The following is a 22245-nucleotide window of genomic DNA, read 5'->3' as shown; positions in this document are numbered from 1 at the left end:
GGCGGGGTACGGGCGGCGGACGGCTGACGGCACGGCCCCGGCCGACCGGTCCGGACCGGTGCCGACCGGTCCGGACCGGTGCGGACCGGTGCCGCGGCCTGCGCCGGGAGCGGCGCTGGTCCGCACTGGTCCGGGAGCCGTGTCCCCCGGCCCGGAGGCCGGCCGCCGGTGCCCGGGCGTTCCGGGGGCGGGCGGGTGCGGAGCCCCCGGAAGGCGCGCGGGGACCGGCTCCGCGCCTCAGCCCCGCAGGGGCAGGGCCTGTCCGGCGACCACCAGCAGGACGTGTTCGCACTCCGCCGCCACGGCCGCGTTGAGCCGGCCCAGTTCGTCCCGGAAGCGGCGCCCCGACGCGGTGGCCGGCACGACGCCCGATCCCACCTCGTTCGAGACGGCCACGACGGTGCGGCGGGCGGAGCGGACGGCGGAGACCAGTTCCTCCGTCCGCTCCCGCAGCGCGCCCCGGCCGCCGGCGGCCCACACCTCGTCGTCCCAGGCCCCCACCGCGTCCATCGTGTGCGTCAGCCACAGCGCGAGGCAGTCGACCAGCAGCGGAGGGCCGTCACCGGCCAGCAGCGGTACCAGATCGCAGGTCTCGGTGGTCCGCCAGCCGCCCGGCCGGCGCTCGCGGTGCAGTGCCACCCGCGCCGCCCACTCCCGGTCGCCGTCGCGGGTGCCGCCCGTCGCCACGTACAGGACGTCCGGGAACGACTCCAGCCGCCGCTCCGCCTCCGCCGATTTGCCGGACCGGGCGCCGCCCAGCACGAGGGTGCGCCGCGGCGGGCCCGGCGGCGGGGCGTGCTCCCGGGCGCCGAGTGTCGTGCCGTCCGGTACGGTCCGGGCGCCCGCCGCCGCCAGGCGCCGGTGCAGCTCGGCACCCGGCGGGGCCCCGTGGCCGAGGTGCACGCCGATCACGTCGGTGGCGGCCGTGACCGCCCCGGCCGCCCGCAGCCGGGCCAGCGCCTCGGGCCGGCCCAGCACGTCGAGCAGCACCACGTCGTACGGGGCCGGCCGCGGCGGCAGGCCGCCCGCCGGTGCCGCGCCCGGGGGCAGATAGAGCAGTTCGTCCCCGTCCGGCCCGGTCACCGAGTAGCCGGTGCCCGGAGCGTCCACCGGGACCGCCCTGATCCGGTGCCCGCTGATCAGCGCCAGCTCGCGGCCCTCCGGCACCCGCCCGGGAGCGGGCAGCCCGGCGGGCACCCCGGCGGCCGGGCCGGTGCGCGGATAGGAGAGCAGCACCTGCCGTACGCCCCGCAGGGAGTGCCCGGCGCGGGCGGCGGCCGGCACGGCGTCCGGAGTCAGGTCCAGAAGGAGGGCGCCGTCGACGAAGACCGAGGTGGCGGTCCGGGCGTCCGCGCGGACGGCCGTCGCGCAGGACGCGCAGGGGCAGCCCGGGAGCGGCAGTCCGCCCGGTGCCCCGGTGCCGAGGAGAGTGAGTTCCACGCCCTGATCGTCTCGCGTCCCGGGGCCGGTGGCGCGCGCGGCCTGCCGGGCGCGCCCCGGTGCGCTCCGGTCCGCTCCCGGACGGAGCGGGACACCCGGCGGCGGGCCGGCCGGGGCGCCGGAGGGCGCCGTCGCCGCCGCCCTCTAGGGTGGGCCCAGCACCTCATCACAGGAGCCGGCAGCCGGGAGGCGTACATGGTGTGGACGTGGCGGTTCGAGAAGTCCGACGGGACGGAGACGGTGCCCGCGGTCGAGCCGGGCGAGTTCAGCACCCAGGGCGACGCGGAGTCCTGGATCGGCGAAGTGTGGAAGGAGCTCCTGGAGGGCGGCACCGAGCAGGTGACCCTCTTCGAGGACGGCACGGAGGTCTACGGCCCGATGAGCCTCAGCGCCGCCGAGGGCTGATCCGGGGCGGCGGCGCGGGCGGCGGGCGCAGCGGCGGCGCGCCGGACGGCCCGTGCTCGCCGTCCCCCGGCGGGACCGCGCGGGCCGGCCCGGCCACCCGGCGTGGCGAGGGTGAGTGACGAGCCTGCCATCCCTTTCACGCGGGGCGAAGCCGTACCGGCTCCCCGGGGGCCCGTTTCCCCGCCGCCCGGTGCCGCGTCCGCCCGGCCTACGCCTCCGTCGCCGCTTCCGCGGCCGGCGCGCCGCGGACTCCGCACAGATGCAGCAGCGCCGCCACCGAGCGGTAGGGGTCGGTGCGCCCGGCGCGGTCCTCGGCGGCCAGCATGAGTTCCAGTTCCCGCACGCTGCCGGGATGCGCGTTGTCGGCCACCTGGTCGGTGAGGACCCGCACTCCGAACCAGGCCTGCAGCGGGGCCCCGATCCCGGAGAGCGTGGCGGTGACCGCGTCGAGACGGTCGGCGCGGGCGGTGCGGCCGGCCCGGGTCGCGTAGGTGAGGGCGCCGAAGGAGGCGAGCGCGGTCTCCCAGTCACCCGCCAGTCCCGGGCGCATAGCGAGCGCGTCGGCGTTCCGTACGAGGAGCGACAGCAGGCCGCCGGGTGCCAGCACCCGGGCGAGGCCGGCGAGTAACGGGTCGGGCTGCTCCGTGTACATCAGCACTCCGTGGCAGAGCACCACGTCGAAGCTGCCGGGCAGGAAGTGCACACCCGTCTCGCGGCTGTCGCCCTCGATCAGCTTGAACCGCTCGCGTATGCCCTCGGGTTCGGCGGCCAGCGCGGTGCGCACGGCCTTGATCAGCGGCGCATGGGACTCCAGGCCGGTGATCCGGTGGCCGGCCCGGGCCAGCCGCAGCGCCTGCGTGCCGTGCCCGAGGCCCACGTCGAGCACCCGGAGCCGCTGCCCGACCGGGAAGCGCGCGGCGATCTGCTCCTCCAGCTGCCGGGCCACGAGCTCCCGGCGGACGATGGTGCGGATCCCCTCCGGACCGCCGAGCCAGTTGGCCGCCCCCTCGGGCTGCCAGTCGGTCTCCGCCGTCGTCCGGCCGGCCCCCGCTGCACTGTCCGTGCTCAGGGCCGCTCTCCGCGCTTGACCTGCGGCTTCGGCAGCCGGAGTCGTCGCATCTGCAGGCTGCGCATCAGGGCGTAGGCCACGGCTCCGCGGCGGGGCTGGTCCGGGAAGCGGGCGGCCAGCTGCTTCCGCAGCCGGACCCCGATGCCGATGGAGTCGATCACGATCATCACGATGACGCCCATCCACAGCAGCAACGAGGCGTTCTTGACCTGCATCGACGGGAGCATGCTCAGAATGAGGATGATCACCGCCAGGGGCAGGAAGAACTCCGCGACGCAGAACCGGGAGTCGATGAAGTCGCGGGCGAAGCGCCGGACCGGCCCCTTGTCCCGGGCCGGCAGATGGCGCTCGTCACCGCTGGCGAGGGCCTCGCGCTGCCGGGCGAGTTCCGCGCGGCGGGCCTCGCGGGCACGCTTGGCGGCCTCCTTGCGGTTGGCCGGAGTGGCGGCCACGGTGCGGCGCTGCGACTGGGCGACCGCGCGCTTGGGCGTGGGCCGGCCCTTGGGGGCCTGCGGGTCGCGGGGCTGCTTGGAGCTCGCGGCCACCCGGGGGGTGGCGGCCTGCTCATCCTTGGAACGGCTACGGAACACGAAACCCAAGGGTACGGGGTTCCCGGGGCGGAACCCCAACCCGTACCGGGCACGATCCCGCAACGGTCGGGCCCGGTACGGGGAGCGGGGTGGTGTACCGGCCGGTGGGGGTCGCCGGCGGCGGGGTACCAGACCCCTGGGGCCACGGCCTACTCCCTGCGCCGGAGAAGGCCGTCCCGTGATCGTCCTGCAGGAGGAGCGCATCCGGGGCCGATCAGTGCGGTAATGGAAGCAGGGCCCTTACTGTGGGTCCGAGGACTGCCCGAGGACGAGCCCGGAGAAGGGGGCGCGCGAGACCCATGAGCGGTGTCATGAAGCGGATGGGGATGATGTTCCGCGCGAAGGCCAACAAAGCCCTGGACCGGGCGGAGGACCCGCGCGAGACCCTCGACTACTCGTACCAGAAGCAGCTGGAGCTGCTGCAGAAGGTCCGCCGCGGCGTCGCGGACGTCGCCACCTCGCGCAAGCGGCTGGAGCTGCAGCTGGGCCAGTTGCAGAACCAGTCGGGCAAGTTGGAGGACCAGGGCCGCAAGGCGCTCGCCCTCGGCCGCGAGGACCTCGCCCGCGAGGCCCTGTCCCGCCGGGCCGCGCTCCAGCAGCAGGTGACGGATCTGGAGACGCAGCACCAGACCCTGCAGAGCGAGGAGGAGAAGCTCACCCTCGCCGCCCAGCGCCTGCAGGCCAAGGTCGACGCCTTCCGCACGCGGAAGGAGACCATCAAGGCCACCTACACCGCCGCCCAGGCGCAGACCCGGATCGGTGAGGCGTTCTCCGGCATCTCCGAGGAGATGGGCGACGTCGGCCTCGCGATCCAGCGTGCCGAGGACAAGACCGCGCAGCTCCAGGCGCGCGCCGGCGCGATCGACGAGCTGATGGCCTCCGGGGCGCTGGACGACCCGACGGGCATGGCGAAGGACGACATCGCGGCCGAGCTGGACCGGCTCTCCGGCGGCACGGACGTCGAGCTGGAGCTCCAGCGGATGAAGGCGGAGCTGGCCGGTGGCAGCACCCAGCAGCAGGCCATCGAGAGCGGCCGGGCCCAGGACCAGCAGACGCCGTCCCCGCAGGCGCAGCCCCAGCAGGCGCCGCAGGGCGGACAGCCGCAGAATCAGCAGCAGTCCCCGCCGGACTTCGGCAAGCACTGAGCGGCGGGGCACCGGACAGCAGGGCACCGGAAGCAGGGCACCCGGACCGGCCCCGGCGGGCCGCCAGCGGCAGAGGAGGTCGTCGTGATCGTACGGATCATGGGGGAGGGGCAGGTGAGGCTGGCCGACAGCCACTTCGCCGAGCTCGACAAGCTGGACGACGAGCTGCTCGCGGAGATGGAGGGCGGCGACGAACCCGGCTTCCGGCGCACCCTCCACGCGCTGCTCGACGCCGTACGGGAGTTCGGGGAGCCCTTGCCGGACGACGCCCTGGAGCCCTCCGAGCTGATCCTCCCGTCGCCCGAGGCGACCCTGGACGAGGTCCGGGCGATGCTGGGCGACGAGGGGCTCATCCCGAGCTGAGGGCGGGCGCGGCGGACAGCCCCCAGCCGCTGCGCCCCGGACCTGCGGGTCCCGGGGCCGGGCCGGTCACGGGCGGCCGCCGGACCCCGTACCGTGTGCTGCTGTGACAACCCTCGCCGCCGGTCCGGGCATGGCCCGCTCGCAGCGCTGGCTGCGCTCGCACCCTCTCGCGTTCGACGCCGCGCTCGCCGGCGTCGTGCTCGTGCTCGTCCTCGTCAGCCTGGCGGTGGACCACAGGCCGTACGAGCAGCCCCGGTTCGGGGACCGCACCCCCGAGGTCTCCAGCGTCCTCATCGCGGTCCTCTCCTGCTCGGCGCTGATCCTGCGGCGGCGGATGCCGGCCCGGGTCCTCGTCACCACCAGTGCGCTCACCCTCCTCGAACTGGTCACCGGACCGGGCGAGGAGGGCACGCCCATCGCGCTGACCGCGGCCGTCGCCCTGTACACCGTCGGCTCCCGCACCGACCGTACGACGACCTGGCGGGCCGGGGCCGTGGCCGTCCTCGCCCTCACCACGGCCGCCGCGGTGTTCGGGCCCCGCCCCTGGTACGGGCAGCAGAACCTGGCCATCTCGGCCTGGATGGGCATGGCCGCGGCCGCCGGAGACGCCGTCCGCAGCCGCCGCGCCGTCGTCGACGCCATCCGGGAGCGCGCCGAACGGGCCGAGCGCACCCGCGAGGAGGAGGCCCGCCGCCGGGTGGCCGAGGAGCGCATGCGGATCGCCCGAGAGCTGCACGACGTGGTGGCCCACCACATCGCCCTGGTCAATGTGCAGGCCGGGGTCGCCGCGCACGTCATGGACAACCGCCCCGACCAGGCCAAGGAGGCGCTGGCTCACGTGCGGGAGGCCAGCCGATCGGCGCTGAACGAGCTGCGCACCACCGTCGGCCTGCTCCGGCAGTACGGCGACCCGGAGGCGCCGACCGAGCCCGCCCCCGGCCTGGGCGTGCTGGACCAGTTGGTCGGCGGCTTCGTGCGGACCGGACTGCCGGTGGACGTGGAGGTGTCCTCCACCGAGCCGCGCGGCCCGTGGTTCAGCCGCCGCCCGGAACAAGCCGCGGCCGTGACCGGGGAACTGCCCGCCGCGGTGGACCTCACCGCCTACCGGGTCGTGCAGGAGGCGCTGACCAATACGCACAAGCACGCGGGGGAGGGCGCCGCGGCCCGGATCCGGATAGCGCGGGGTGCGGGGGTCCTGGAGGTCAGCGTCCTCGACGACGGGGCAGGTGCCCCCGGCCGCGCAGGCCGCGCAGGCCGCGCAGGCCGCGCAGGCTCCGCCGGCGCCGGCGGAGCGGGCCCCGGCGGCGGGGAGCCCGCCTCCCCCGCCCCGCCCGGCGGCCACGGCCTGCTCGGCATGCGGGAGCGGGTGACGGCGCTCGGCGGCGTGTGCGAGACCGGTCCGCACCGCGGGGGCGGCTTCCGGGTCCACGTGCGCCTGCCGCTCACCGCCGACGGGATGTCCGCCGCGGACGCCGCCCGCCGGCGCGTGCGCCGGAGAGAAGGGGCCATATGACCATCCGGGTACTGCTCGCCGACGACCAGGCCCTGCTGCGCAGCGCCTTCCGGATCCTCGTCGACTCCGAGCCGGGCATGGAGGTCGTCGGTGAGGCGTCCGACGGCGCGGAGGCCGTCCGGCTGGCCGGTGAGCTCGGGGCCGACATCGTCCTGATGGACATCCGGATGCCCGGCACCGACGGGCTCGCCGCCACCCGTCTGATCAGCGCCGATCCGGAGCTGTCCGGGGTACGGGTGGTGATGCTGACGACCTTCGAGGTGGACGAGTACGTGGTGGAGTCGCTCCGGGCGGGTGCGTCCGGGTTCCTCGGCAAGGGGGCGGAGCCCGAGGAACTGCTGGCGGCGATCCGCACCGTCGCGGCGGGGGAGTCGCTGCTGTCGCCGGCGGCGACCACCGCCCTCATCGCCTCCTTCCTCTCCCAGGGCGCGCCGCCGGGAGAGCCGCCCGCGCGGGACGGCCGCGCCGGCGGCGACGGTGGCGACGGGGGCGCCGGCCGGCTGGACGTCCTCACCGGCCGGGAGCGGGAGGTGCTGGGCCTGGTCGCGGCGGGTCTTTCGAACGGCGAGATCGCCGAGCGCCTCACCGTCAGCCCGCTGACCGTGAAGACCCACGTGAACCGGGCGATGGCCAAGCTCGGCGCCCGCGACCGGGCCCAACTGGTCGTCATCGCCTATGAGTCGGGCCTGGTGCGGCCCCGGGTGTAGCGCCCCCGGCCCGGATCGTCCCGGCGCGCGGGCCCGGCCCCACCCGCGCGGCGGGTCCCGGCCGGAGCCGCGTCGCGTACTGCGTCCGTGGTACGTGCGGCCGGCGGAACCGCCCAGAGGGGTGACGAAGCCGCCGCCGCGGTGGGGGATCGTGGGGACGGGCCGCAGGCCCCTCCCGCCGGCCGGCCCTGCCCGTCCGGCGCCGTCCGGCGTGCCCTCCCGGGACGTGCCCCGGGAAAGCCGGAACCGACGAACCTCCGGAAAGCGAGATCCGCACCCATGTCCTGGCTGTCCCGTATCAGCCTCGTCCAACGGGGACTGGTCGCCCTCGTGGCGATCGTCGCGGTGGTCTTCGGGACCATCGCGATACCCCAGCTCAAGCAGCAGCTGCTGCCCTCGATCGAACTGCCGATGGTGTCGGTGATCGCCCCGTACCCCGGCGCGGCCCCCGACGTGGTGGAGAAGCAGGTCGTCGTCCCCCTGGAGGACGGCGTCCAGGCGGTCGACGGGATCACCGGCGTCACCTCCACGGCCGGCGAGGGCTCCGCGGTGATCATGGCGCAGTTCGACTACGGGGACGGCACCGACCGGATCGTCGCCGATGTCCAGCAGGCCGTGAACCGGGCCCGCGCCCAGCTGCCGGACGGCGTCGACCCGCAGGTCGTCGCGGGCTCCACGGACGACATCCCGGCCGTCGTGCTCGCCGCCACCTCGGAGGAGGAGGACCAGCAGGCGCTGGCCGGCCGCCTGGAGCGCTCGGTGCTGCCGGTGCTGGCGGACATCGAGGGCGTCGGCCGGGTCACCCTGGAGGGCGTGCGCGACCGGATCGTCGCCGTCACCCCGGACGAGAAGAAGCTCGCCCGGGCCGGGCTGAGCACGGCCGCGCTGACGCAGGCGCTGCGGGCGAACGGCGCCACGATGCCCGCCGGGTCGTTCGACGAGGACGGCAGGAACCGGACGGTGCGGGTCGGCGGAGGGTACACGAGCCTGGAGGAGATCGAGGAGCTGCGCCTCACCCCGGCGCCCGGCGGCCAGGGCGGCCCCGCCGCCGCGGGCGCCGCGGGCGCCACCGGGGCGGAGCGGGCCGCGGAGCCGGTCCGCCTCGGTGACGTCGCGGAGGTCGAGGAGCAGCCGGCCGAGGCCACCTCGCTCACCCGCACCAACGGCGAGCCCAGCCTCGGCGTCGTGCTCACCATGGGCCAGGACGGCAGCGCCGTCGCCATCTCCGAGGCCGTGGCGGAGAAACTCCCCGAGCTGGAGCGCAGCCTGGGCTCCGGTGCCGGGCTGGCCGTCGTCAGCGACCAGGGCCCCGCGGTGTCGAAGTCCGTCGAGAGCCTGACCACCGAAGGGCTCCTCGGTCTCGTCATGGCCGTGCTCGTCATCCTCGTCTTCCTGGTGTCGCTGCGCTCGACGCTGGTGACGGCGGTGTCCATCCCGCTCTCCGTGGTGGTCACCCTGGTGGTGCTGTGGACCGGTGACCTGTCGCTCAACATGCTGACGCTGGGCGCGCTCACCATCGCCATCGGCCGGGTCGTCGACGACTCGATCGTCGTCCTGGAGAACATCAAGCGGCACCTCGGCTACGGCGAGGAGCGGGAACGGGCCATCATCGGCGCGGTCCGCGAGGTGTCCGGGGCCATCACCTCCTCGACCCTCACCACGGTGGCGGTGTTCCTGCCGGTCGGGCTGGTCGGCGGCATGGTCGGCGCGCTGTTCGGCGAGTTCTCGCTGACGGTGACGGTCGCCCTGCTCGCCTCGCTGATCGTCTCGCTGACGATCGTGCCCGTGCTCTCGTACTGGTTCCTGCGCGCCCCGGAGGCCGCGGACGGCGGCGCGGGGCCCGGCCCGGAGGCGCTGCGCCGGGCGGCCGAGGAGAAGGAGGCGGGCAGCCGGCTGCAGCGCGCCTATGTGCCGGTGCTGCGCTTCGCCACCCGCCGCCGGGTCACCAGCCTGGTGATCGCCGCGGTGGTGCTCGTCGGCACCTTCGGCATCACCCCGCTGCTCAAGACCAACTTCTTCGACCCCGGGAACACCGACACCGTCTCGATCAAGCAGGAACTGCCGCCCGGCACCGCCCTGTCCGTCTCGGACGAGGCCGCCCGGAGGATCGAGCGGATGCTCGACGGCATCGACGGGGTCGCCGACCACCAGGTCACCGTCGGCTCCTCCGGCATCATGGCGGCCTTCGGCGGCGGCCGGGACGCCAACCAGGCGACGTATCAGGTCCGGCTGAAGGACTCGGACGGCTCCGCCGCGGTCGTCGACGAGATCCGCCGCGGCCTGGCGGACTTGGGGGACGGCATCGGGGAGACCACCGTCTCCGCCGGTGACGGCTTCGGCAACCAGAACCTGAGCGTCGTCGTCAAGGCGGCCGACGCCGGGGTGCTGCGCGAGGCGGCCGACCGGGTGCGCGACGCGGTGGCGGAGCTCGACGGCGTCACGGACGTCCAGAGCGACCTCTCCCGGTCCGTGCCCCGGATCTCCGTCTCCGCCAAACCGGAGGCCGCCGCGTACGGCTTCACGGAGAGCACGCTCGGCCAGGCGGTCACCCAGGCCGTGCGCGGCACCACCGCGGGCACGGCCGTGCTCGGCAGCGCCGAACGCGACGTCGTGGTGAAGTCCGCACGGCCCGTCACCACCGAGGCCGGGCTGCGGAAGCTCCGGCTGCCCACCCCCGCGGGCACGGTGCGGCTCGGGGAGGTCGCCGAGATCGAGTCGGTGCCCGGCCCGGCCGGCACCACCCGGATCGACGGCGCCCGCGCCGCGACCGTCACCGCCAAGCCGACCGGCGACAACACGGGGGCGGTGAGCGCCGAGCTCCGGACGACCCTCGACGCGCTGGAGCTGCCCGAGGGCGCCGAGGCCGGGATCGGCGGGGTCTCGCAGGACCAGGACGAGGCGTTCTCCGCGCTGGGGCTGGCCATGCTGGCGGCCGTCGCGATCGTCTTCCTGCTGCTGGTGGCGACGTTCAAGTCGCTGGTCCAGCCGCTGATCCTGCTGGTGTCCGTACCGTTCGCGGCCACCGGCGCGCTGGGACTGCTGGTGCTGACCGGCACCCCGATGGGCGTTCCGGCGCTGATCGGCATGCTGATGCTGATCGGCATCGTGGTCACCAACGCCATCGTGCTGATCGACCTCGTCAACCAGTACCGGGCCCGGGGGTACGGGATCGTCGAGGCGGTGATCGAGGGCGGCCGGCACCGGCTGCGGCCCATCCTGATGACGGCGCTCGCCACGATCTTCGCCCTGCTGCCGATGGCGCTCGCGGTCACCGGCGACGGCGGGTTCGTCTCGCAGCCGCTGGCCGTGGTGGTGATCGGCGGCCTGGTCACCTCGACGCTGCTGACGCTGCTGCTGGTGCCGACCCTCTACGCGATGGTCGAGCTCCGCAAGGAGCGCCGGGCGGCGAAGCGGGCCGCCAAGCGGGCGCGGTCCGCCGGGGGGCGGGAGGAGGGATCCGGCTCGCGGGACGGCGCCCGGGAGGCCGAACCGGCCGGCGTCTGACGCCGGAGGACGCACCGCCCGACGCCCGGTTCGACGCCCGGTTCGACGCACGAGGGCCCGTCCCGCACCTCTCCGGTGCGGGACGGGCCCTCGCCTCTGCCCGCGGGCTACGGCAGCGCGAGCATCCGCTCCAGCGCGGCCTTCGCGTACTTCTCGGTCTCCGGGTCCACCTGGATGCGGTTGACGACCGTGCCGTCCGCCAGTGACTCCAGGGCCCAGACCAGGTGCGGCAGGTCGATCCGGTTCATCGTCGAGCAGAAGCAGACCGTCTTGTCGAGGAAGGAGATCTGCTTGTCCTCGGCGGCGAAACGGTTCGCCAGCCGGCGGACGAGGTTGAGCTCCGTGCCGATCGCCCACTTCGAGCCGGCGGGGGCGGCCTCCAGGGTCTTGATGATGTACTCCGTCGACCCGACGTGGTCGGCCGCGGCGACGACCTCGTGGCGGCACTCCGGGTGCACCAGCACGTTGACGCCCGGCACCCGCTCGCGCACCTCGTTGACCGAGTCCAGCGAGAAGCGGCCGTGCACCGAGCAGTGGCCGCGCCACAGGATCATCTTCGCGGCGCGCAGTTCCTCGGTGGTGAGCCCGCCGTTGGGCTTGTGCGGGTTGTAGACCACGCAGTCGTCCAGGGACAGGCCGAGGTCCCGTACGGCGGTGTTGCGGCCGAGGTGCTGGTCGGGGAGGAAGAGCACCCGTTCGCCCTGCTCGAAGGCCCATTCGAGCGCCCGCCGGGCGTTGGAGGACGTGCAGATCGTGCCGCCGTTGCGCCCGGTGAAGGCCTTGATGTCGGCGGAGGAGTTCATGTACGACACGGGCACGGTCGAGTCGGCTATGCCCGCGTCGGTCAGCACGTCCCAGCACTCGGCGACCTGCTCGGCGCCGGCCATGTCGGCCATCGAGCAGCCGGCGGCGAGGTCGGGGAGGACGACCTGCTGGGCGTCGCCGGTCAGGATGTCCGCGGACTCGGCCATGAAGTGCACACCGCAGAAGACGATGTACTCCGCCTGGGGCCGGGCGGCGGCCTCCCGGGCGAGCTTGAAGGAGTCACCGGTCACGTCGGCGAACTGGATGACCTCGTCCCGCTGGTAGTGGTGGCCGAGGACGAAGACCTTGTCCCCGAGCTTCGCCTTGGCCGCCGCGGCGCGGGCCACGAGGTCCGGGTCGGACGGCGCGGGCAGGTCGCCGGGGCATTCCACACCGCGTTCGCTCCGGGCGTCGGCCTCGCGGCCGAGCAGGAGGAGAGCGAGCGGTGTCGGAGACACGTCGAGAGGCTGAGCGGTGGTCACTGCGCACCTTTTCCTGTTCTGCAGACACCCTTTTCGTCTGAATGACGCTATCTATCATAACCGCTTCACGTCACTTTGACGATGGCGCTTGTGTCGATGTGACGCATCCGTCCGGCGGCCGGCGGCCCGCCGGAACTGTGTCCCCGCCGCGAGGGTGTGCGAGCATGAACAGCGGAAGTGAAGGCGACACCGCCGCCCGGAATGAATCCGGGGCGCCGTGGGTTGAGCCGACGGCAAGCGATCCGTACAACCCGGGAGAGAAGCAGATGTCCGTTCAGGACGAGAAGACCACCGCGAGCGACGGCATCCTCCTGTCCGACGCGGCCGCGAGCAAGGTCAAGGCCCTTCTGGAGCAGGAAGGCCGCGACGACCTCGCGCTGCGGGTCGCGGTGCAGCCCGGTGGCTGTTCCGGTCTCCGCTACCAGCTCTTCTTCGACGAGCGTTCCCTCGACGGCGACGTCGTGAAGGACTTCGACGGGGTCAAGGTCGTCACGGACCGGATGAGCGCTCCCTACCTGGGCGGTGCCTCCATCGACTTCGTCGACACCATCGAGAAGCAGGGCTTCACCATCGACAACCCCAACGCCACCGGTTCCTGCGCCTGCGGCGACTCCTTCAGCTGACCGCCGCCGCCGGCCGGCGGCGCACGCGGGACACACCGGAGGCGGCGGACCACACGGTCCGCCGCCTCGGGCGTGTCCGGCCCGTCCCCGCGGTGGGAGGCCGGAGGGCTCACTTCTGCGGCGCGACCCGCTCGCCGTCCGCCGCGTCCACGACCTGGCGGTCGCCCAGGGGCTCCGCCAGTTGCGCCGTTTCCTCCATCAGCTCCGCGATCTTGACGCAGGCCCGGCCGGGCTCCTTCTCGGTGCCCGTGATCCGGATGGTGACCCGCTTCCCGGTGGCCTCGGCCTTCAGTGCGTAGTCCGTGCAGACCCCGCCCCAGAAGCGGACCGTCAGCTTCCGGCCGTCGGCGCTGTAGCTCTCCGCCCGGGTGAGGGCCTGGTCCCCGCCCGGTTCGCCCGGTTCGGCGGGTCCGGAGGTCGGCTCGTCCCCGGGGGCGGAGGAGCCGCCGTTCCCCGCGATGTACTCCGGCTTCACCGCCGGATAGGTCACCGTGAAGGTGTCCCCCTCGCCGGCGCCCGGCGCCTCCACCTCGAACAGCCAGGCGGGCACCAGGGCCTGCTTCCCGGCCACGAAGTGCGTCGCGTAACCGAAGACGGCCTCGCGCACCGCGGCCGGCTCGGGCTTCGCGGGCTTCGTCCGCCCCGGCTCGTCGCTCCGCGGGGCGTCCTCGCCCCCGGAGCCCTGCTCCGGGGCGGGGCCGTCCTGCGCCGGGTCGTCCTGGCCGGACCGTATCGGCGCGGGCAGGGTGCTCGGCGCGGTGAGGGGCTCATCGCAGGACGGACCCGCCGGCTCGGCGCCGTCCGCGTGCGGCACCGCCGACGCACAGCCGCCGATGCCGACCCGTCCGCCGCCGGCGGACCGGTTGAGCCGCTCCAGCGTCTCCTCCGCGCCCAGCACCGGATACTCGGGGCCCTTCTCCAGCGTGGCCAGATGGCCGCTGCCGCCGACCACGTCGCCCTCCGGCCCGATCCGCAGGCCGGTGTGCCAGCCGTAGGTGGGCAGGCCGTCCACCACCGGGTTCGCGTTCACCACCCGGACGGCGCCCATGGTGGTACCGGCGTCCAGTTCGGCGTCCGCCAGACCGGCGGCCTTGAGGACGGGCCCGGCGGCCCGCTTCGCCTCCGCCGCGGAGAGGGGCTCGCCGCGGCCGTTGAGGTCGGGCGGGGCGGGGCACGCGGGGGAGGAGGAACTGCCCGAGCCGGAGCCCTCCCCCTTCTCCCCCTTCTCCTCCTTGTCCTTCGGCGCGGTCGGCGCCTCGGCGCAGTTGTCGCTGCCGCCCGGGCCGTAGCGCCGGTACGTCCAGGTGCCGGGGGCGTTCCGGGCGATGTCCAGCTTCGGACCCGTCGCGTCCCGGAGGGGCCCGAACGTCCAGGTGTCACCGGCCAGTCGCGCCCGGCCCGGCACATCCAGGGCCCGCGCCAGCCGCTCCGCGGCGGCACGGCCGACCTCTCCCCGCGGCCGGTGCACGGCGGCGGTGTCCGGACCGTCCGGAAGTTCGCCCTTCGCGACGTAGGACCGGCCGGCGGGGTCCGGCTCGCCGGGCGCGATCCCGGGCCCCTCCGCCGTCGATTCGCCGTATCCGTCCAGCCGCAGCGGCGGGGGGTCGGCCGCCGCCGGGGCGCCGCCGCCGTCGCCCGCGGTGGAGGCCCAGTACGCCCCGCCGCCGCCGAGGAGCAGCACCGCCGCCGCGACCGACGCGGCGATGATCGTGGAACGCCGCTGCCGCGGCCTGTCCGGGGCGTGCTGCTCCGGTGCGTCCTCCGGGGATCGCTCGGTGGTCACCGCATCGCTCCTATCGATCCGCTCGACGCGGGACGACGGCCTGCGCCGCCCCCGCGTATCGGTTCATCTCGGGCCCCTTGACCGGGACACGCCGATGGGACGGAGCGGAGGAGCGTACGGTTCCCCCTTTTCGGGTTCCGGGATTCCGTTATCCGGACGGGTTCAGTCGCCGTACTCCGACATTCCGTCCACAAGCCGCGCCGAGGAGGCCGGCACCCGGATGCCGTGGATCCGCGACGGCGGAACGGGTTCGGCGGCGGCCGCGGCCGCCGTCCGCCAGTGCGGGACCATCCGGGAACAGTCGCCGCGCAGCTCGGCCAGGCCGCCGTCCAGCTCCAGCGGCGTGGGGTCCGCGGTGGCCGAGAGCGCGGGGGATCCGGGGTGGTTCGATGTGATCGGCATGACGACTCCTGGGCCGGGCTGTGAACCGCACAGGCGGAACGCCTGTCTCCCCGCACCGTATGCAGCCCGCCCCTGGTCGAGAAAGCCCTACTATCGGGTAGTTTTCCCCGGTCGGACGCGGCGCCCGGACCGGGTAGCGTGAGCTGTCCCCTTCCGCCGCCCGCAGGAGAAGCCCGCCGTGCGTATCGCTGTCACCGGCTCCATCGCCACCGACCATCTGATGACCTTCCCCGGCCGCTTCGCCGACCAGCTGGTCGCCGACCAGCTCCACACGGTCTCCCTCTCCTTCCTGGTCGACGCCCTGGAGGTGCGCCGCGGCGGAGTGGGCGCCAACATCTCCTTCGGCATGGGCCAGCTCGGCGTCCGCCCCGTCCTCGTCGGCGCCGCCGGGCCGGACTTCGACGAGTACCGCGCCTGGCTGGAGCGGCACGGCGTGGACACCGGCTCCGTGCGGATCTCCGAGATGCTGCACACCGCCCGCTTCGTCTGCACCACGGACACCGACCACAACCAGATCGGCTCCTTCTACACCGGGGCCATGAGCGAGGCCCGCCTCATCGAGCTGAAGTCGGTCGCCGACCGGGTCGGCGGACTGGACCTGGTCCTCGTCGGGGCGAACGACCCCGAGGCGATGCTCCGCCACACCGAGGAGTGCCGGACCCGGAACATCCCCTTCGCCGCCGACTTCTCCCAGCAGATCGCCCGGATGACCGGCGAGGACATCCGGATACTCCTCGACGGCGCCACCTACCTCTTCGCCAACGAGTACGAGAAGGGGCTCATCGAGACCAAGACCGGCTGGACCGCCGAGGAGATCCTGGGCCGGGTCGGCACCCGCGTCACCACCCTCGGGGCCAACGGCGTGCGGATCGAACGGGCGGGGGAGGAGCCGATCGAGGTCGGCACCGCCGAGGAGGAGACCAAGGCCGACCCGACCGGCGTCGGCGACGCCTTCCGCGCCGGCTTCCTGGCGGGCGTCGCCTGGGGCGTCGGACTGGAGCGCGCGGCCCAGATCGGCTGCATGCTGGCGACCCTCGTCATCGAGACCGTCGGCACCCAGGAGTACGAACTGCGGCGCGCCCATTTCATGGACCGCTTCACCAAGGCCTACGGCCACGAGGCGGCGGCCGAGGTCCGGACCCACCTGGCCTGAGCCGCCCCGGCTCCCTCCCGGGCCGCCCCGGCTCCCGTCACGCCCGGCGGCGCACCAGGTACACCGAACCGCGCTCCGCCGGGCGCTCGCCGACGTACTCCTGGTCGCGCATGGCACACCAGGCCGGGATGTCGAGCCGCGCCGCCTCGTCGTCGGCCCGGACGGCGACCACTCCGCCGTCGGGGACCTCCCCGATGACCTTCGCGAGCTCGATCACCGGGATCGGGCACCGCCGCCCCAGGGCGTCCACGGTGAGCGCGGGTTCCTCCGCGGCGGTTCCGTCCGCGGCGGTTCCGCGTTCCGGAGCGGCGGCCGCGGGAGCCGCCCGCTCCGGCGCCGGCATGCCGGGGGAGCCGGCGGCCGCGTCCCCCGGCAGGGGGGCGCCCAGTCGGCCGCGCACCTCGGCCACCGTCTCCGGCAGGACGGCGAGGAACCGCTCGACGTCCTCCGCGGCGGTCCCGGCCGGCAGGGACACCCGGACATTGCCCTCCGACAACACGCCCATGGCACGCAGCACATGACTGGGCACCAGGGTGCTCGCCGTGCAGGACGAACCCGAGGAGACGGAGAAGCCCCGCCGGTCCAGCCCGTGCAGCAGGGCCTCCCCGTCGACATAGAGACAGGAGAAGGTGACGAGGTGCGGCAGCCGCCGCACCGGATCGCCCACCACCTCGACGTCCGGGACCAGCGCCGGCACCCGGGCCCGGATCCGGTCCACCAGCGCCCGCAGCCGCGCCGCCTCGCCCTCCGCGTCCTGCCGCACGGCGCGCAGCGAAGCGGCCGCGGCCAGCACCGCCGGGATGTTCGGGAAGCCCGGGGCGCGGCCGGACTCCCGCTCGTCCACCGGGCCGCGCGGCGCGAACCGCACGCCCTTCCGTACGGCCAGCAGCCCGACCCCGGGCGGCCCGCCCCACTTGTGGGCGCTCGCCGTCAGCAGCGACCAGCCGCCGGCCACCGGGCCCCACGGCAGCGACTGCGCGGCGTCCACCAGCAGCGGTACCCCGGCGGCCCGGCACGCCTCGGCGACCTCCGCCACCGGCTGCTCGGTGCCCACCTCGTGATTGGCCGACTGGAGGCAGGCCAGCGCGGTGCCGGGGCGCAGCGCGCCGGCGTAGCGGCCGGCGTCGACCCGGCCGGTGCGGTCCACGCCGATCTCCTCCACGCTGCCGCCGTCCGCCGCGTGGGCGGCGGCCGACTGGAGGACGCAGGAGTGTTCGACGGCCGACACCAGCAGATGCCGCCCGGCGCGCCGCCGGCCCGCGAGGGCGCCGGCGATCCCGTCGTACACGGCGCGCGTGCCGGAGGAGGTGAAGACCAGTTCGTCGGGCCGGCAGCCGGCCGCCTCGGCGGCGGTCTCCCGGGCCGCGTCGAGCAGCATCCGGGCGCGCCGGCCCTCGCGGTGCAGCCGGGCGGGGTCGGCCCAGCCCTCGTCGAGCGCGGCGAGCAGGGCCTGCCGGGCGACGGGGTGGAGCGGCACGGAGGAAGCGGAGTCGAAGTAGGCCACGCCCCGACGCTAACCCCTGCCCGGCGGGCCCGACACGCCCGTCCCGGACAGCCGCCCGAGCGGGGTCCGTCCCGGGCCCGGGACGGGCCGGAGGCTCTGGTTCCGGGGGTGCGGAGGGCCGCGTTCCCCACCTTCGGGGAGTCGCGCGGCGCGTTGGGCACCCTCCCCGCGCGACGTGAAATGGCGTCCAGTAGGGTTTGGTCCGCATAAACATCCAAACCCCTGCCCGCGACAAGGGCCGGCGACCGAACGCAGAGACGGCCGCAGGTCGGCGGGCGAGACTCTCGGGAAGGCGCTACGTGAGTCCCAACGGCTCCGACCGCTCGTCGCGGCGCCCGATGCGGCGGAAGCTGCCGCAGGCGCTTGCCGCGGGCCTGGTCCTGGTGACCGCCACCGGTTGCACATACGAGGACTTCCCCCGCCTCGGAATGCCCACCCCCATCACAGAAGAGGCGCCGCGGATCCTCTCCCTGTGGCAGGGATCCTGGGCCGCCGCGCTCGCCGTGGGCGCGCTCGTCTGGGGCCTGATCCTGTGGAGTGTCATCTTCCACCGGCGTTCCAGGACCAAGGTCGAGGTTCCCCGGCAGACCCGGTACAACATGCCGATCGAGGCCCTCTACACGGTGGTCCCGCTGATCATCGTCTCCGTGCTGTTCTACTTCACCGCGCGGGACGAGAGCGAGCTGCTGAAGACCTCCAAGGAGCCCGACCACGTCATCAACGTGGTGGGCTACCAGTGGAGCTGGGGCTTCAACTACATGGAGGACGTGGACGGCGACCCGGCGACGCCCGGCACGCTGCCCAAGGAGGTCTCCTCCATCGCGGAGAAGAAGCTGGAGGGCGTCCCGCAGGGCGCCGAGGGCGTCTACGACGCCGGTGTCCCCGGCGACCGCAACCCCCAGAACGGCAACCCCGGCCCCACCCTGTGGCTGCCCAAGGGCGAGTCGGTCAAGTTCATCCTGACCTCGCGGGACGTCATCCACTCCTTCTGGGTGGTGCCGTTCCTGATGAAGCAGGACGTCATCCCGGGCCACACCAACACCTTCCAGGTGACTCCGGAGAAGGAGGGCACCTACATGGGCAAGTGCGCCGAGCTGTGCGGCGTCGACCACGCCCGGATGCTCTTCAACGTGAAGATCGTCTCTCCGGAGCGCTACCAGCAGCACCTGAAGGACCTGGCGGAGAAGGGCCAGACCGGCTACATCCCTGCGGGTATCACCCAGTCTGATGCCGCCAAGAATGCGGAGACGAACAACCCATGAGCATCCTCAACGAACCCCAGGGTGCCGCTGCCGCAGCGACGGCTGAGGCCGCACCGCCCGTGCGCCCCAGGAGCCCCGGCAGTCAGGTGGTGAAGTGGCTGACGACCACCGACCACAAGACGATCGGCACGCTCTACCTCGCCACCTCGTTCTTCTTCTTCTGTGTCGGCGGTGTCCTGGCGCTCATCATGCGCGCCGAACTCGCCCGCCCGGGCACGCAGCTCGTCTCGAACGAGCAGTTCAACCAGGCGTTCACGATGCACGGCACGATCATGCTGCTGATGTTCGCGACGCCGCTCTTCGCCGGCTTCGCGAACTGGATCATGCCGCTGCAGATCGGCGCGCCCGACGTGGCGTTCCCGCGGCTGAACATGTTCGCGTACTGGCTGTACCTCTTCGGCTCCCTGATCGCGCTGGGCGGCTTCCTCACCCCGCAGGGCGCCGCGGACTTCGGCTGGTTCGCCTACACCCCGCTGTCGGACGCCGTTCGGTCGCCGGGTGTCGGCGGCGACATGTGGATCATGGGCCTCGGACTCGGTGGCTTCGGCACCATCCTCGGTTCCGTCAACTTCATCACCACGATCATCTGCATGCGCGCTCCCGGCATGACGATGTTCCGGATGCCGATCTTCACCTGGAACGTGCTGCTGACGGCACTGCTGGCGATCATCGTCTTCCCGGTGCTGGCCGCCGCGTTCTTCGCCCTGGAGGCGGACCGCCAGTTCGGCTCGCACATCTTCGACGCGGCCAACGGTGGAGCGCTGCTGTGGCAGCACCTCTTCTGGTTCTTCGGCCATCCCGAGGTGTACATCATCGCCCTGCCGTTCTTCGGCATCGTCTCGGAGATCATCCCGGTCTTCAGCCGCAAGCCGATGTTCGGTTACATCGGCCTGATCGCCGCGACGATGGCGATCGCGGGCCTCTCGGTGACCGTCTGGGCGCACCACATGTACGTCACGGGCGGCGTCCTGCTCCCGTTCTTCTCCTTCATGACACTGCTGATCGCGGTGCCGACCGGTGTGAAGTTCTTCAACTGGATCGGCACCATGTGGAAGGGCAGCCTGAGCTTCGAGACCCCGATGCTCTGGACGGTCGGCTTCCTGATCACCTTCGTGTTCGGTGGTCTGACCGGTGTCATCCTGGCCTCGCCGCCGCTGGACTTCCACGTGTCGGACTCGTACTTCGTGGTGGCCCACTTCCACTACGTCGTCTTCGGCACCGTCGTCTTCGCGATGTTCGCCGGCTTCCACTTCTGGTGGCCGAAGTTCACCGGCAAGATGCTCGACGAGCGGCTGGGCAAGATCACCTTCTGGACGCTGTTCGCGGGCTTCCACGGCACGTTCCTGGTGCAGCACTGGCTGGGCGTGGAGGGCATGCCGCGGCGTTACGCGGACTACCTCGCGGCGGACGGCTTCACCGCGCTGAACACGGTCTCGACGATCGCCTCGTTCCTGCTCGGCCTGTCGCTCCTGCCGTTCTTCTACAACGTCTGGAAGACGGCCAAGTACGCGCCGAAGGTCGATGTCGACGACCCCTGGGGCTACGGCCGTTCGCTCGAATGGGCGACGTCCTGCCCGCCCCCGCGGCACAACTTCCTCAGTCTGCCGCGGATCCGCTCCGAATCCCCGGCCTTCGATCTCCACCACCCGGAGATCGCGGAGATCGATCAGCTCGAAGCCCGGGAAGCGGTGGCCGGCAAGGCCCTTGCCGGTGACAAGGAGGCCGCGAAGTGAAGATCCAGGGACGTGTCTTCCTCTGGCTGTCGCTCTTCTTCCTCACCGTCACCGTGGTCTACGGCCTCTGGTCGAGGGAGCCGGCCGGCACCACGGCGCTCTTCCTCGCCTTCGGCCTGACGGTCATGGTCGGCTTCTACCTGGCCTTCACCGCCCGCCGTGTGGACACCGGCGCCCAGGACAACCTGGACGCCGATGTGGCGGACGACGCCGGGGAACTGGGCTTCTTCAGCCCGCACAGCTGGCAGCCGCTCTCGCTGGGCATCGGTGCCGCGCTCGCCTTCCTGGGGGTCGTCTTCGGCTGGTGGCTGCTGTACTTCTCGGCGCCGATCATCCTCATCGGACTCTTCGGCTGGGTGTTCGAGTACTACCGCGGTGAGAACGCGACCCAGTAGTTCACCGCCGTAGCGCACACGGGTCGGGCCCGGAAGCAGCCGCTTCCGGGCCCTTACCCGTTTGGCCCATCCGCCGCGCCGTACCGCCCGGGTTTTCGTAGCTTGTGGCACATGAACCACAACCCGCGCATACGCACTGTTCTGGGCAGCGGCCTGCTGATAGGCGGGCTGGTCACGGGCACCGCCGCCTGCGGCGACTCCGGTCCCTCCCTGACCGCCAAGCCCTACGACGCCACCGACCGGATAGCCTTCAGCGGCGACGGGAACGGGGGACGCGCCCTCGACCCCGACAAGCCGCTGGAGATCGCCGCCAGGGACGGCGGCGGCAGGATCACCGACGTGACCGCCACCGACACCGCCGGCCACCGAATACGCGGCGAGCTCAACGACGACGGAACCCGCTGGCGCAGCACCTCCCAGCTGACCGCCGGCGTCCGCTACACCCTCCGGGTGAGCACCGAGGACCGAGGCGGGGCTCCGGGCCTGCGCGTCATCCACTTCGAGACCGCGCCCGCCGACCGCCGGCTGCGGGTCACCTTGGGCCCGGAGAGCGGCACGTACGGCGTCGGGCAGCCCATCACCGCCGAACTCAGCCGCCCCGTCCGGGGCCGCGCGGCACGCGGACGCGTCGAGAGCTCCCTGCAGGTCGTCTCCAAGCCCCGCGTGTCCGGCGCCTGGCACTGGGTGGACGAGAAGACCCTGCACTACCGGCCGCGCGACTTCTGGCCCGCTCACGCCACGATCGAGGTCCGCAGCGCCCTGGGCCGCGCCGAGGCGGGGAAGAAGCCCCGGGGCGGCGCCGCCAAGCCGCTGCGGATCCGTACCGGTGCCCGGGTGGAGGCGATCACCGACGCCCGCACCCACACCCTGACCTTCAAACGCGACGGCAGAGTCGTCCGGAGAATCCCGGTCACCACGGGCAAGCCCGGCTTCGAGACCCGCAACGGCACCAAGATCGTCCTGGCCAAGGAGGCCTTCGTCAGGATGCGCGGCACCACCGTGGGCATCGCGGCGGGGAGTGCCGAGTCCTACGACCTGCCCGTGCGCTGGGCCGTCCGCGTGACCTGGAGCGGCGAGTACGTGCACGCGGCGCCGTGGTCCGTCGGCTCGCAGGGTTCGGCCAACGTCAGCCACGGCTGCACGGGCATGAGCATGGCCAACGCCAAGTGGTTCTTCGACCACGTGCGGCTCGGCGACATCGTCAAGGTCGTCGGCAGCGAGGGCGAGACGATGACACCCTTCGACAACGGTTTCGGCGACTGGAACCTGGACTGGGCCAAGTGGTCGGCGGGCAGCGCCCTCCACGGCCCCGCCGAACGGGAGGGCGCCGGTCCGGCCGAACCGGCCCGGCTGCGCCCCCAGTGGTGA

Annotated in this window: 19 protein-coding genes; 12 read left to right on the top strand and 7 right to left on the bottom strand. The window is 73.4% G+C overall.

What is annotated here, in order from left to right:
* Window positions 1-237: 237 nt before the first annotated feature.
* Window positions 238-1440, bottom strand: coding sequence for a bifunctional adenosylcobinamide kinase/adenosylcobinamide-phosphate guanylyltransferase (locus tag KBZ10_RS11415; RefSeq protein ID WP_210987452.1), 1203 nt, complete (start codon window positions 1438-1440; stop codon window positions 238-240).
* Between the two features lie 195 nt (window positions 1441-1635).
* On the opposite strand from KBZ10_RS11415, the gene KBZ10_RS11410 reads away from it, so the two are divergent.
* The gene (locus KBZ10_RS11410; RefSeq protein WP_210987451.1) at window positions 1636-1845 is read left to right on the top strand and encodes a hypothetical protein; all 210 of its coding nucleotides are present in this window, start codon (window positions 1636-1638) and stop codon (window positions 1843-1845) included.
* A 208-nt stretch (window positions 1846-2053) separates the two neighbouring features.
* Here the strand turns inward: KBZ10_RS11410 and KBZ10_RS11405 are convergent, their stop codons facing one another.
* Complete coding sequence (locus KBZ10_RS11405) at window positions 2054-2791, bottom strand: class I SAM-dependent methyltransferase (RefSeq protein WP_374223334.1); 738 nt, start codon at window positions 2789-2791, stop codon at window positions 2054-2056.
* A 119-nt stretch (window positions 2792-2910) separates the two neighbouring features.
* Entirely contained in the window at window positions 2911-3504 is a 594-nt protein-coding gene (locus KBZ10_RS11400; RefSeq protein WP_307847346.1) for a DUF3043 domain-containing protein, read from the bottom strand.
* 299 nt (window positions 3505-3803) lie between these two features.
* On the opposite strand from KBZ10_RS11400, the gene KBZ10_RS11395 reads away from it, so the two are divergent.
* From KBZ10_RS11395 to KBZ10_RS11375, 5 genes are all read left to right on the top strand, one after another.
* Window positions 3804-4649, top strand: a complete 846-nt coding sequence (locus KBZ10_RS11395) for a PspA/IM30 family protein (protein WP_210987449.1) — start codon at window positions 3804-3806, stop codon at window positions 4647-4649.
* An 84-nt stretch (window positions 4650-4733) separates the two neighbouring features.
* Window positions 4734-5012 carry a hypothetical protein gene (locus tag KBZ10_RS11390; RefSeq protein ID WP_210987448.1) on the top strand — a complete coding sequence of 93 codons (279 nt, stop codon included), beginning with the start codon at window positions 4734-4736 and terminating at the stop codon, window positions 5010-5012.
* Between the two features lie 103 nt (window positions 5013-5115).
* Window positions 5116-6525 carry a sensor histidine kinase gene (locus KBZ10_RS11385; protein ID WP_374223333.1) on the top strand — a complete coding sequence of 470 codons (1410 nt, stop codon included), beginning with the start codon at window positions 5116-5118 and terminating at the stop codon, window positions 6523-6525.
* On the top strand, window positions 6522-7232 hold the full coding sequence (locus KBZ10_RS11380; RefSeq protein ID WP_210987447.1) for a response regulator transcription factor: 711 nt from the start codon (window positions 6522-6524) through the stop codon (window positions 7230-7232). The genes KBZ10_RS11385 and KBZ10_RS11380 overlap by 4 nt, the downstream gene beginning before the upstream one ends.
* 279 nt (window positions 7233-7511) lie before the next feature.
* Window positions 7512-10736, top strand: a complete 3225-nt coding sequence (locus KBZ10_RS11375; RefSeq protein ID WP_210987446.1) for an efflux RND transporter permease subunit — start codon at window positions 7512-7514, stop codon at window positions 10734-10736.
* A gap of 107 nt (window positions 10737-10843) precedes the next feature.
* On the opposite strand, the gene nadA is transcribed toward KBZ10_RS11375, so the two are convergent.
* Window positions 10844-12022, bottom strand: a complete 1179-nt coding sequence (gene nadA, locus KBZ10_RS11370; protein WP_210987445.1) for a quinolinate synthase NadA — start codon at window positions 12020-12022, stop codon at window positions 10844-10846.
* A gap of 266 nt (window positions 12023-12288) precedes the next feature.
* Between nadA and KBZ10_RS11365 the strand changes: the two genes are divergently transcribed.
* On the top strand, window positions 12289-12645 hold the full coding sequence (locus tag KBZ10_RS11365) for an iron-sulfur cluster assembly accessory protein (protein WP_030543065.1): 357 nt from the start codon (window positions 12289-12291) through the stop codon (window positions 12643-12645).
* Window positions 12646-12754: 109 nt separating this feature from the next.
* On the opposite strand, the gene KBZ10_RS11360 is transcribed toward KBZ10_RS11365, so the two are convergent.
* Both KBZ10_RS11360 and KBZ10_RS11355 read right to left on the bottom strand, forming a co-directional pair.
* A complete protein-coding gene (locus KBZ10_RS11360) occupies window positions 12755-14428 on the bottom strand; it encodes a hypothetical protein (protein ID WP_210987444.1) in 1674 nt (557 codons plus the stop codon).
* A 162-nt stretch (window positions 14429-14590) separates the two neighbouring features.
* Complete coding sequence (locus KBZ10_RS11355) at window positions 14591-14830, bottom strand: hypothetical protein (RefSeq protein WP_210987443.1); 240 nt, start codon at window positions 14828-14830, stop codon at window positions 14591-14593.
* Between the two features lie 178 nt (window positions 14831-15008).
* Between KBZ10_RS11355 and KBZ10_RS11350 the strand changes: the two genes are divergently transcribed.
* The gene (locus KBZ10_RS11350; RefSeq protein WP_210987442.1) at window positions 15009-15983 is read left to right on the top strand and encodes a carbohydrate kinase family protein; all 975 of its coding nucleotides are present in this window, start codon (window positions 15009-15011) and stop codon (window positions 15981-15983) included.
* A 37-nt stretch (window positions 15984-16020) separates the two neighbouring features.
* Here the strand turns inward: KBZ10_RS11350 and KBZ10_RS11345 are convergent, their stop codons facing one another.
* Entirely contained in the window at window positions 16021-17487 is a 1467-nt protein-coding gene (locus KBZ10_RS11345; protein WP_210987441.1) for an aminotransferase class V-fold PLP-dependent enzyme, read from the bottom strand.
* 299 nt (window positions 17488-17786) lie between these two features.
* On the opposite strand from KBZ10_RS11345, the gene coxB reads away from it, so the two are divergent.
* The 4 genes from coxB (at window position 17787) to KBZ10_RS11325 (ending at window position 22245) form a co-directional block, all read left to right on the top strand.
* Window positions 17787-18749: a cytochrome c oxidase subunit II gene (gene coxB, locus KBZ10_RS11340; RefSeq protein ID WP_210987440.1), complete on the top strand. Its 963-nt coding sequence runs from the start codon at window positions 17787-17789 to the stop codon at window positions 18747-18749.
* Window positions 18746-20482, top strand: coding sequence for a cytochrome c oxidase subunit I (gene ctaD / locus KBZ10_RS11335; RefSeq protein ID WP_210987439.1), 1737 nt, complete (start codon window positions 18746-18748; stop codon window positions 20480-20482). The genes coxB and ctaD overlap by 4 nt, the downstream gene beginning before the upstream one ends.
* Window positions 20479-20877 (top strand): cytochrome c oxidase subunit 4, encoded by a 399-nt coding sequence (locus KBZ10_RS11330; RefSeq protein ID WP_210987438.1) that lies wholly within the window; start codon window positions 20479-20481, stop codon window positions 20875-20877. The genes ctaD and KBZ10_RS11330 overlap by 4 nt, the downstream gene beginning before the upstream one ends.
* 111 nt (window positions 20878-20988) lie before the next feature.
* Window positions 20989-22245 (top strand): Ig-like domain-containing protein, encoded by a 1257-nt coding sequence (locus tag KBZ10_RS11325; RefSeq protein ID WP_210987437.1) that lies wholly within the window; start codon window positions 20989-20991, stop codon window positions 22243-22245.

The sequence above is a fragment of the Streptomyces sp. F63 genome, assembly GCF_018070345.1.
Lineage (GTDB): Bacteria > Actinomycetota > Actinomycetes > Streptomycetales > Streptomycetaceae > Streptomyces.
Note: the sequence above shows the minus strand (reverse complement) of the source record. Positions and strands in the feature narration are given on the sequence as shown.